Below are 12,372 nucleotides of genomic sequence, written 5' to 3'. Positions count from 1 at the left end.
AAAACAATTTATATGCCATGCCAAAGTATAGTTTAATAATAAGGTTTTTTATTGCAACTTGTTGATTTGCAAATGTTATATATCGCTAAACAAATTTAGATTAGTGAGATTTCGCTATAATGCAATTTAAAATTATCCTCTTTTATCATTGATTGGAAACTCTTTTGAAAATTCAACTTTAAGAATCGTTCCGTTATTGTTTTCCATTGAAAAAGCAGCTTCCAAGTCATCGCTTAAACCTTTTATTAAGCTCAATCCGAATGAATTGATTTTCTTATCGCTGATATTCGCATCAAAACCAACTCCGTTATCTGCAATAGTTAGTAGATATTTATTTTCAGATGTGGCTTGCAATGTCACGTATATCATTCCAGTTCTGTTGTCTGGAAAAGCATATTTTATGGAATTGGTAATCGATTCATTTAAAATGAGTCCAAGCGGAACGGCCTGTGCAACGTCTAATTCTAAAGGATCAATTTTAAGTTCAAAACGAATACGTTGTCCAAGCGAAAAAGATTCTCTTAAATATTCGACCAATTCCTTGATGTAATTCGGCATATTAATCGTCGAAATATTTTCCGAATTATACAATTTCTGATGAATCAAAGACATAGAATGAATACGATGCTGGCTATTTTTAATTGCCGACAATGCCATGTCGTTTTCCAGATAAGCCGATTGTGAATTAAGCAGACTTATCACGGTTTGAAGATTGTTTTTTACACGATGGTGAATTTCTTTCAAAAGCCATTCTTTCTCATCGAGCAAATGTCTCAAATTGATATTTTTCTGATTGATTTCTTTTTCTTTCAGCTCTAATTCGGCATTAGTTCTTTGTTTTAAACGATATCGATTGTACAATAAGGCAATAATAAGAACCAATAAAACCAAACTCGAGATAGAGACCGTGTTTAGCAATTTTGACTTTTTCAAAGCCGTTTCCTGCAATGCCGTTTCTTGATTTAGGGATTTGATTTTCTGCTCTTTATTTTCAGTTTCGTACTGAAATTTAAGCTCTTCAATCTGTTTGTTTTTAGAATAGTCCAAAACTGAATCACTCAATATTTTGTATTGTTTATGATGCTCCAATGCCGATCTGAAATCGCCACTTAGCGAATCTAATTTGTACAATGACATTTGTAAAGCTTCTGAATTGTAATTCTTACTGTATTTTTTTGAAACTGTTTTTATTTTATCAATATATAATTTTGTTTTCTGCAGATTTTTTCGATTACCGTAGAACAAAGCAATAGACGAATACGTGTTGCAAACATCTCTATAAGTTTGTGGCGAGTCTAACGCATCTGCGGCTTCTCCTGCTTTTATGAAATACTTTTCGGCTGTGCCGTAATTTTTGATTCGCCAGTAGCAATTGGCATAACCATAATTCATAAGCATGTTATCAAACTTATTCGGTGGTGGATAATGGCTTGTAATAGAATTCATGTATTCTATGGCTTCTTTGTTTTTTCCCTTCATTGACAAAGATGCTGTCGCGGTCATAAAACTTTTGTACCAACTGCCGCTGCTAAAAATGTTTTGTCCATATCTAATGCTTTTTTCAGACACTTTTATGGCTTCATCTGTATGTCCCATTTGTAAATACACCAAACCTAAGCGCATATAGAAAATATCAGCAAAAGTATAATCTTTTGTACGCTCCATGCTTTCTACACTCTTTAAAGCATAATAGAGAGCGCTTTTAATATTAAATTGCACGCCTTCTATATAAGCAATTGTAGTTTCAATGTATTGTTGCTGCCTGAAACCAATTTTTCGCATATCGGCAGCGTTTTGATATAAAATTTTCTTGGCATCATTTATTTTTCCGTGCCAAAAATAGATGGTGCATATCCTTGCTTTTGTGATTATTCTTTTTTCCTGAAAGCCTAGGATTTTATATAAAGCTTCGGCTTCTTTCAAGATTTTTTCTTTTTCGGGATCTAAATCGTATTGATTTGTTGCCTGATAGAATAAAGCATCTGCCAGAGCAGCTTTGTCGTTTTGTTTTCGGCAATCATTTACGACTTGCGAAAAGCATTTTTTGCTTTCAGGATACTTGTTAATCTGGAAATAAAACTTTCCTAAAAGCATTAAACTCTCATGTTGCCATTTTTGAATTTTTAACTGATTGCTGATTTTTACGGCTTCTGTTATATAAAAATTAGCATTTTTAATGTCATCTGGTTTTGTAAAAGGTTTAAACAAATAAAAGATTCCCAACTGCAGCGCTAGTTTTACTTTGTCTATACCTTTTGATTTAAGAAAATGCTTTTTTGCGGCATCTATATTTCCTTTTTCAATCAGATCATTTCCAATTAAATAGGAGCCGTCATTAAAACCTTCATCATACGCTAAAGAAACTGGCAGTTTGTAGGCCTTACAGGCCAAAACTACAGCACTGTCGGCGTCAATTGAACCTTGATTTGAATTATATAAATAAGAAGAACAGGTTTGTATTAATAGACGCTTCTTTTTTAAATCATAGCCAGCTGTTGCGGGATGATTTTGTGCTGTTGAGTTAATTGTAATAAAGAATATCAGACAAAAAAAATACAGTGGCCTCATTGTTTTATTAAAATTAAGTTTTAGTAAGTGTTTAATTAATAAATGTAAAGAGAAACAATTCAGTTAGGATTGCAAAATAACACGAAAATTATGGTAAAATGTGATTTTTATTTAACTAAATTTGGAGACGCTCAATTTTGATTGTGTTAATTAACTATTTTTGTATCAATGAATTAAGTGTAATGTAAGAAAAATTAAGTCACTTATGAAAAAGTTTGCCGATAACGGATATGAAGCTGCAGTTTCAGCATTAAAAAAACGAATTTTAATTGTTGAAGATCAGTTTATTGAAGCGCACGATTTACAGCTTATTCTTGAAAAAGCCAATTATGAAGTAACAGGAATTGCAAGATCGGTGGAGCAGGCTTTGGAACAGATTGAGATTGAAAAACCGGATCTTGTTTTTTTGGATATCATGCTCAAAGGCAAGCGAGACGGTATAGAATTAGCACATATTCTGAAAGAAAAACATATTGGTTTTATATTTATTTCGGCCAATTCCAGCAAAAGTATTTTAGACGAAGCAAAAACCACACAACCATACGGATTTATCGTAAAACCCTTTAGAGATCAAGATGTTCTCACCACTCTCGAAATTGCTTTTTATCGTCAACAATATAGTTTGGAAAGCCAATTGAGACAACAATTTCAGCTTCAGAAAGCAATTTCAGAACTTATAAATTCCGATTTAAAGAAAGAAGATAGTTTATTGGCTTTTGCCAAAGCGGTTCAAACTTTTATTCCTTTTGATTATTTAGAAACTGGTTTTGTTACCGCTGCGCATTATGATAATCTTGGAATTGTGCGTAGAAATATAGATCAATATCAGATAATTAATCTGCAAAAACTTGCTCAAATAACAGAATTGTCTGAGAAAGAAATAAATGAAACCTACAAAAAATCTAAAAAAGATAAAGAACCGATTATTTATAGCGAAGAAGCATTGATTAACAATCTTCAGGAAGCTCCAATAAAAGCTTTGATTTCCCATAATTTCGGAATAAAATCGTATTTAGTGTTTCCTTTTTCGATTGCTGGAATCCAACACTATCACTTTACGTTTTACAGCCGTAACCTGAATGTGTATTCGGAGGAGCATTTACGAATTTTAAATTCACTAGAACCTATATTCTGTCAGTTTATTGAAAAAATCTATTCGAAAGAAGAATTAAATTTGCCTGCGAAAAAAGCTGAAGTCAAAAACACTAAATCTGTCAATGCAGAGGAAGGTTTTGAAGGCATTATTGGCAATAGTTCGCAAATGAATTCTGTTTTTAATTATATCCGAAAAGTTGCCCCTTCAGATACTTCGGTTCTGGTTCTTGGCGAAAGCGGAACTGGGAAGGAAAAAATCGCGCAAAGCATTCATGCTTTATCTCCAAGAAAAGACAAACCTCTAGTTATTATAAACTGCGGCGCAATTCCTGAAAATCTTGCAGAATCACTGCTTTTTGGCCACGAAAAAGGGGCTTTTACAGGTGCTTTAGATAAGCGTATTGGTAAGTTTGAATTGGCAGACGGAGGAACTATTTTTCTGGACGAAGTAGGAGAGATGTCTCTAGAACTTCAGGTAAAATTGCTTCGTGTTTTGCAGGAAAGAGAAATTGAACGAGTTGGCGGTACTTCTTCTATGAAAATTGATGTTAGGATTATTGCTGCAACCAATAAAAATCTTGAAGAAGAAGTCGCGGCAGGAAGGTTTAGAATGGATTTGTATTATCGTTTGCATGTTTTCCCGATTATCGTTCCGCCATTAAAAAAGAGAAAAGAAGATATTCCAGATTTAGCCAATCATTTTATTGCGGTTTATAGTGACAAAATGGGCAGAAAAGCACCTGTTCTTTCTGATTCTGCTTTGCAGCAAATTATGAATTACAATTGGCCAGGAAATATTCGTGAACTTGAACACGTTATGCAGCGAGCTATTCTATTGACGGAAGGAAGTACAATTAAAGAAATCGAACTTTCTATGTCTGCCAAAATGCATCCTGAACAGCCAGCCGAATCATTTTCGATAAAAACAATATTAGAAAATGAAAGAGATTATATTCTTTACATTCTTAAAAAATGCAACGGAAAAATTTCTGGATCTGGCGGTGCGGCTGAAATTCTGGATATTCATCCGTCTACATTGAATTCTAAAATTAAAAAGCTGGAAATAAAAAAAGGGATTATTTAGTAGAAATATAGATTCTGTTTTTTAATCACATTTACAAATATAGCCCGTAGTTTTAACTACGGGAATACAAAAAATCCGCAATCACTTAAATAATTTTCGTTAGCCAATTTGCTATAAATTCAGCAATAGTTTCCCAGTTTTCCTGATTTATGCTTAGATGATTTGAATCTTGAAATTCTTTATAACAAGTTATAGAGTGCAGGTTTTTATATTTTGCAAAGTTTGAATAATTTAGAGAAGCGGACGTAAAAATATCTTTTGAACCCGATATAAATAAAAGCGGCTCGTGCTTCTTTTGAAAATCGATTTTTCCTGTTTTCTTAAAAATATCACGCATTATTAATTTTGATTCCGGAATTAATAACGTTTCGTACGTTTCTTTTTGTGCTTCAAAAGTCATTTGATTGCTAAAATAGTGTTGCCATTTTTTAAAAGGCATTAAGTAAGTTTTGGCAGTTGAACTGAAAATGTCTGAGGTATCTAAAACAGCTTTATTAAAAGAAAAATTAAAAAGAATCATGTTGCTTGGCGGAATTGAATTAATGCAGATTCCAGCAGAACCCAATTCTTTCTGAATCAGTAATTGAATTAAAAGACCTCCGTAAGAATGGCCTATTAAAATAGGCCTTTCAGGAAGTTTATCCATAATTTCCATATAATAATCCAATACAGTATTCAAACGGTTTGAGGCAATTTTTGAATCAGGATGTGTTTGTCTCAAATCTTCAGGCAGTTCATTTTTGTGTGGCCAAGGCGGTGCTACAGTTTTATACCCTTTACTTTCAAAAAAAACGATCCATTCTTTCCAGCAAGTATGGCTTATAAATGCTCCAGTAATAAACATAATGGTTTTTTTATTAGACAAATACATCATATAGAAGCTATTAGATTAATTTCAGAAAAGGCGTATAGTTTGAAAAACAAAAGGAATGCCTTTTTTGTAAACTATTGATTATAAAAGCATTATTAGAACCACTAGTGACAGAATCATTATATATCGTTAAAAACAAGTTTTGATTCTTGAAATATCATAAGTTCAAGCAAAAAAAATAGTTTGTAAATCCTTTGTTTTAAAGGTTCTGCGTTTTGGTTTAATCTTTGTCTCCCTCAAAAAAAACAATATGGGTTTCAATCTTTAAATTATAATTATGGAAAAAATTTATGACACAGAAACAAGTTTCGCCGAATTAGGCGATCGTACCATTGCTTATCGTTCGTATGGGAAAGGAAAAGCAATAATTTTTGTGAACCGTTTTAGAGGAATACTCGATACTTGGGATCCGCTGTTTGTGGCAAAAATGGCAGAAAAATTCAACGTTATCGTATTTGATTATTCCGGAATTGGTTCTTCTACAGGAAGTCTGGCTCCAGATATAACTGTCGTGGCCAAAGATGTCAAAGATCTTGCTGATTTCTTAAAGCTAGATTCAGTTATTGTTTTAGGATGGTCTTATGGCGGATTAGTAGCTCAAACAGCAACTTTATTGTATCCGAATTTGGTGACGCATGCGGTTTTAGTAGGAACAAATCCGCCAGGGAAAAATGAGATTCCGATCGAACAGGTATTTTTTGATGCTGCGCTAAAACCAGTAAATGATTTTGAAGATGAAATTGTTTTATTTTTTGAACCAAAATCAGAATCTAGCCGATTGGCTGCAAAAGCTTCACATGATAGAATTCATAAAAAGATAGAGGTAGATAAAATTCCTTCTACCATGGATGTTTTTCAATTGTATTTTGGCGGAGGAGATACTTTTAGAGAAGATAAACTTAATTTCAGAGAACAGCTTAAAAAGATAAAAACACCAATTTTGATTATTTCTGGAGATCACGACATCAGTTTTGCGGTTGAGAATTGGTATCCGTACATCAATCAGATGACAAATGCTCAAATGATCGTATATGCGGCAACAGGACACGGACCTCAGCATCAATACCCAGAACTTACAGCGCAGTATATCATTAATTTTGTAGAATACATATAATAATTTAATAACAATAGCAATAACAATAGCAATAACGATAACAATAACGATATCTTTAGATGAAGTTTTGAATGAAAGTTTTTGTATAGGCTTTAGGCAAAATTTAATTTTAGCTAAAGCCTATATTGCTATAAATAAAATGCGTCTAGCTAAAGCTGGAGGCAATTGATAAGATACTCCAGCGGAGCAAAATATCTATAGAAATTCAATTTTACAACCAACAAAAAAGCTTCAGAGGAGCGACATGCAAATATTTAAATATTTTTTTCTTATTCTGTATCCTTTTACAGCAAAAAGGATATGATTTTACAAAAATTAACAGTCAGTTATTAAATAAAATCTTATCTTTAACTAGTTGGTATGTCGTTTTAGACGCTATACTTTTCTCGTTGTTGTTTAGATTAAGCCCCATTTTCATAAACAGTAATTTTTAAATCAAATTCGATTATTCGGATAATTCCGAACAATAAGTTTTTATCTCATTTCTATTTTATCCTGCAGTTTTTAATTAAACAGCAAAGAAGTCGCTAGTTAAAGTAATTTCAATTTATAAGAATATTATATAGATGCACATAAAACTACAATCTCTAAAGCTTTTTATCTTGTTTTGCTTTTTGTCTTGCATAGAAACAAAAGCGCAGACGACTTCTCTACAAGAATGTTTTTCTATAGCTAAGCAGAACAATATTACCATAAAACAGGCTCAATCTGCATTAAAAACAGGCGAATATAATCTTCAGGCCGAAAAGAAGGGCTATTTGCCTAAGGTAGATCTTTTATCGAGTTATTCTTATTTGAGCAATCCGCTCACAATAAATCTGCAGACTGTTAAAGACGGAGTTGTGGAAGGTTCTTCACAGCAAAGTGTGAATACGGCAAACGAAATTTATCACGAAATTACAGGAAATAACTTATCTCAAGCAGCTCAGGATCGTATTTATAATGCTTCGAAAACGGTTATTGGCGGTATTTATCCAGATTACAATCCTAGTTTAAGCAAGCAGTCTTATTTTATTGCTGGAGTAGGAGTTCGCCAGCCAATTTTTCTTGGAAACAAAATAAATTCAAGTATAGATTTGGCTCAATCGGTTGCTAATTCAGCAGGAATTGGCGTTGAGCTTGCAGGCAAAGAAGTAGATTTTTTAATTGCAGTGCAATACCTCAGAATATTGTACCTCAATTCATTAATTAAAAAGCAGGAACAAATTGTAAATGCTTTAGATAAAAACCGAAACTACGCTGAAGAATTAGTCAAAAACAAAATTCTGCCTCCGTACCAAAAAAACTGGACGAATGTGGTTTTAATTCAAGCGCAGAGCCAATACAATAATATTAAGATGGATAAACAAAATGCCCATCTTGAACTGAATAAACTGATGGGTGTTGACCTTGACACTACAATAGTGATTTCAGATACTTTGCGATATGCCGAAATCAATCTAGAGAAACCTATGAAGGATTATTGGCTTACAAATCCAGTTTATAGAATTGCTAGCAATAAAATCTCTTACGCAGAAACTGCTGAAAAAATCAGCAAATCACTGGCTTTGCCTAACATTTTTGCCATTGGAAATTACAATTTGTATCAGAAAGATTTGCCGGTTTCTATTCCAGATTGGTTTGTAGGACTGGAATTGCAATGGACTTTGTATAACGGACAGACAAGCAAAAAGACTTTGGCCGCTAAACAATTAATAGAAGAAGCGAAATTAGGAGAAGAGAATTCCAGTTTAATGCTCCAAGTACAGTCAAGAGTGGCAAAAAATAAAATGAATTCGCTACAAAACGATGTTATGGCTATGGATGCGGCGAGAAAAGAAGCCAATACAACAAGCAGTTTAATTACCAAAAGAATGAACAATCAGCTATCATCGCCAAAAGACGTTAATGATGCGCTATTGGTAGAAACTGAAATAGAAAAAGGATATTATACCGCTGTTTTAGGATACTATTTAGCTTTAGCTGAATATTTTAATAGTTTAGGAAATCCAAGTCAAATAACGCAATTTATTAAATAGATGAAAGATATATTTAAAAACTACTGGGCGCTGATCATTCCGATCTTTGTAGTAATAGCAGGACTGATTTTTTTCTTAAAAGACAATAACAAAGAAGATGGCAATTTTATAGGAATGGTTGACGCCACAAGTGTAGATGTTGCGGCTGAATTCCCAGGCAGATTAGATTCGCTCCTTGTAAAACAGGGCGATACTGTAAAAACAGGACAATTGCTGGCTGTACTTCGATCTAACGAAATAAACGCCATAAAAGCACAGGCATTATCGGCAATTGATGCAGCAAAAGGACAGCAAGAATTGCTTACACAAGGAGCAAGACCAGAGTTGATAGAAGCGACTTCTAAATTGTATCAAATAAGTCAGGAACAATATAAATTGTTTAGCACTACTTATGACCGTATGGAGCGATTGTATAATGAAGATGTGATATCGGGACAGGAAAAAGATGTTTTCTATTTTAAATTTCAAGCGGCGAAAAAGGAAATGGAAACTGCTCAGTTAAATCTTCAAATGCTCAAAAATGGCACAAGACCCGAATTACTAAAAACTGCAAATGCCATCGTAAAGCAAGCTGAACAAGCCTATGAACTGACAAAAGCGCTTGGAGATAATACTAGAGTTTATGCTCCAGCAGATGGCGTAATTTCTAATTTGGTTACACATCAGGGCGAAATTATTTCTATCGGATATCCGATTATGACCATTGAGAAGAAAAACTCCACTATAATTAAGTTTAATATCAGACAAGATAAATCGAATTTGCTAAAAGTAGGGAGCAAGACAGCAGTCAAAGTTCCGGGTTGTGAACCTGAAACGTTTGATGTCGTTGTGCATTCTATTGCGCCTACGCTAGAATTTGCCAATTGGGTTCCGTCAAAAGATAAAGGAGAATTTGAATTGAGAACTTTTACAATAGAAGTAAAACCAGAAAACCTTTCACAGATTAAAGGACTTCGTTCTGGTATGACTGCTTCTTTAATTCTTCCTCAATGATTTTGATGCTAAACATAATTATTAGGGAATGGAAACGCATTCTGAGTTTAAAGGTTTTTTACTTGGTAATGCTTGTTGTTCCTATCGTTTTGTTTTTCTTTTACGCTTTTATTTACCAGAAGCAAGATGCCAAAAATTTAGCGTTTGCGATTTGGGATGAAGATCAAAGTGCGATAAGCCGAGAATTGATTTTTTTATTAGAACAAAAAGAAACCTTACAGATTACAAGAAGAGTAAGCAGCGAAGCCGAAGTCAAAAAACTGATTCAAGAAGGAAAAATACTGGGCGCCATACATTTTCCTGCCAATCTGCAGAAGAATATCTACAGCCGTCATCCGAGCAATGTGACTTTGTATACGAATGCGGCCGCGCTTGTTCCTGCGAAGTTAGTTTATAAGGCTGTCGCCGAAGTTGTAATTACGGGAAGCACAGGCGTAATTTTACAGAAATTGGTAAAAACCGGAATGAAATCCGATCAGGCCATGGCGATTGCAAATCCGATTAGTTTGAGAACCTATCAGCTTTATAATCCTACTTACAATTATCAGGAATATTTGGTTCCAGGTTTAATAACGGTCGGAATGCAGATGATTTTGATTATCAGTTCTATGCTGGCTCTAAATTATGAATGGATTACCGGAACGATGCATGAATTGTACGATTCATCAAAAGGCTCTGTTGTTATTGCAATTATTGGCAAAACAATAGCGCATCTCGCCATCAGCTGGATTAATTTTATTATTATTACAGCGATTATCTTTCCTTTTTTTGATATTGGTGTTTCTGCGGCCACTGGAAAGTTTTTTGTACTATACACTATGCTTTCTTTGGCCTGTATTGGCATTGGTATGTTTATATCGGCTTTGTTCAAAGATGTGATGCTTTCTGGAGATGTGGCTCTTTTCTATACTTCACCCGCTTTTGTTTTTAGCGGATTTACTTTTCCGAGATGGGCAATGCCTTGGTACGATCAGTATTATGCGCTTATTATGCCTTATACCGCTTTTTTAGACGGATTCTTTAAGGTGTATTATATGAATTTGCCTTTGAAATATGCTCAAAGCGAATTCACCAAACTCTTATTGTTTTGTGTCGTAATGTATCCGACAGCGATGTTGTTGTTTAAACGTCAATTTAATTCGATTAAAGATGAAAAAGAAACCGCAACAATCGTTGATTAATCTCTTTTTGAGGGAAGCTTCGCAAGTAGTAAAAGACCATAGTTTGCTGCTTACACTTCTTATTGCTCCTTTGCTTTATGCTTTTTTTTACGGAAGCATTTATATCAATAAAGAAGAATTTGATGTAAAATTGGCTGTTGTTGATGATGATGGCTCGAGATTGTCGCGTTTGCTACAGCAAAATATTGACGATTCTCCGATAGTTGAATTGATTCATTTTTCGAATTTAGAACAGGCAAAAGAGCAGATGTATCAGGGCAGTTGCCAAGGTTATTTTTATATTCCAGAAGGAACAGAAGCCAATTTGCTGAGTTTAAAACAAAGCAATGTAGTGTTGGCAATTAATGCTGCAAGATTTCTGCCTTCGAGTGATTTGTTATTAAATGTACAGCAGATATGTCTGACAGTTGGAGCAGGAGTGAGGCTTCAATATTATCAGAAAAAAGAAGGAATGAGCACTACCATTGCTATGGAAAATGTAATGCCAGTAAATTTAGATTATCGCCCGTTGTTTAATGAAAGATCGAGTTATGGCGCATTTTTATTGCCAGGATTGTTAGCTCTTATTTTGCAGCAGACCTTATTGATTGGCTTATGCGAAAGCGTTGCAGGCGAGCGTCAGCGTTCTCGATTAAGGGAATGGCTCGGTTCGGGTATTTCTAATGGAATTTGGGGTAAAGGATTATTCTATCTGATTCTTTTTTCTTCGTATGGCTTTTTCTTCTTAAATGTAAATTACAAGTTGCTTAATTTGCCCATGAGAGGAAGCGGATTTGAATTGAGTCTATTATTGCTTTTATTCATTGTTACTTTAATTCCGATGGCTCAGTTTATTGGTTCTTTGTTTAAATCGCAATTGCTTTGTTTGCAGATGATGGCTTTCTCGACTTATCCAATTTTCTTGATTACAGGATACAGTTGGCCTTTTGAATCGCTTCCGCTTGTATTGCAGTGGCTGTCGAATCTTTTGCCTACAACACCATTTATTGTTTTGTATACCGCTATCGTACAATCGGGTGCTAGTTTATGGGACAATCCGTCTGTTTTATTGCACCTTATACTGCTTTTTGCTTTTTATAGTGTAATCTGTTTTATTCGCTTACGATATTTGGCAGGGAAAGAGTTATGAGTTATGAGTTATGAGTTGTGAGTTGTGCGTGCTGTTTAATTATTTGGCACATATTCAAACATAGCCCGTGGTTTCAACCACGGGGACACGGGCGATATGCATATAAATCAGTTCTAATTGAATTGCCTCTAGCTTTAGCTGGAGTTTACATAAAGCAAATCAAAAAGGCTCTAGCCAAAAAAATGCGATTCGGCTAAAGCCTTATCTTTACGATTATTTAATACCTCCAGCTGAAGCTGGAGGCTATTAATAAAAAAAGCTCAACTTAGATAGTTTTGAATTATTAATAATTCTTAAATCTGCTCAATCTGCCAAATCT

At 34.2% G+C, this 12,372-nt stretch carries 8 protein-coding genes; 6 read left to right on the top strand and 2 right to left on the bottom strand.

From position 1 onward, the window contains the following. Positions 1 to 132 precede the first annotated feature (132 nt). Entirely contained in the window at positions 133 to 2,568 is a 2,436-nt protein-coding gene (locus DMB71_RS20545; protein ID WP_111369442.1) for a sensor histidine kinase, read from the bottom strand. Positions 2,569 to 2,773: 205 nt separating this feature from the next. Here DMB71_RS20545 and DMB71_RS20540 point away from each other — a divergent pair, with 205 nt between their 5' ends. Continuing rightward, complete coding sequence (locus DMB71_RS20540) at positions 2,774 to 4,747, top strand: sigma 54-interacting response regulator (RefSeq protein ID WP_111369440.1); 1,974 nt, start codon at positions 2,774 to 2,776, stop codon at positions 4,745 to 4,747. 85 nt (positions 4,748 to 4,832) lie between these two features. On the opposite strand, the gene DMB71_RS20535 is transcribed toward DMB71_RS20540, so the two are convergent. Next, complete coding sequence (locus tag DMB71_RS20535; RefSeq protein WP_111369750.1) at positions 4,833 to 5,591, bottom strand: alpha/beta fold hydrolase; 759 nt, start codon at positions 5,589 to 5,591, stop codon at positions 4,833 to 4,835. Between the two features lie 304 nt (positions 5,592 to 5,895). Here DMB71_RS20535 and DMB71_RS20530 point away from each other — a divergent pair, with 304 nt between their 5' ends. The 5 genes from DMB71_RS20530 (at position 5,896) to DMB71_RS20510 (ending at position 12,053) form a co-directional block, all read left to right on the top strand. After that, the gene (locus DMB71_RS20530; RefSeq protein WP_111369438.1) at positions 5,896 to 6,732 is read left to right on the top strand and encodes an alpha/beta fold hydrolase; all 837 of its coding nucleotides are present in this window, start codon (positions 5,896 to 5,898) and stop codon (positions 6,730 to 6,732) included. 566 nt (positions 6,733 to 7,298) lie between these two features. Continuing rightward, positions 7,299 to 8,750, top strand: a complete 1,452-nt coding sequence (locus tag DMB71_RS20525) for a TolC family protein (RefSeq protein WP_111369436.1) — start codon at positions 7,299 to 7,301, stop codon at positions 8,748 to 8,750. Beyond that, entirely contained in the window at positions 8,751 to 9,743 is a 993-nt protein-coding gene (locus tag DMB71_RS20520; protein ID WP_111369434.1) for an HlyD family secretion protein, read from the top strand. A gap of 5 nt (positions 9,744 to 9,748) precedes the next feature. Then, the gene (locus DMB71_RS20515; protein ID WP_239453010.1) at positions 9,749 to 10,924 is read left to right on the top strand and encodes an ABC transporter permease; all 1,176 of its coding nucleotides are present in this window, start codon (positions 9,749 to 9,751) and stop codon (positions 10,922 to 10,924) included. After that, positions 10,893 to 12,053, top strand: coding sequence for an ABC transporter permease (locus tag DMB71_RS20510; RefSeq protein ID WP_111369430.1), 1,161 nt, complete (start codon positions 10,893 to 10,895; stop codon positions 12,051 to 12,053). Before DMB71_RS20515 ends, DMB71_RS20510 begins: the two co-directional genes overlap by 32 nt. The last annotated feature ends 319 nt before the right edge of the window (positions 12,054 to 12,372 follow it).

Source organism: Flavobacterium tistrianum, assembly GCF_003254545.1.
Lineage (GTDB): Bacteria > Bacteroidota > Bacteroidia > Flavobacteriales > Flavobacteriaceae > Flavobacterium > Flavobacterium tistrianum.
Note: the sequence above shows the minus strand (reverse complement) of the source record. Positions and strands in the feature narration are given on the sequence as shown.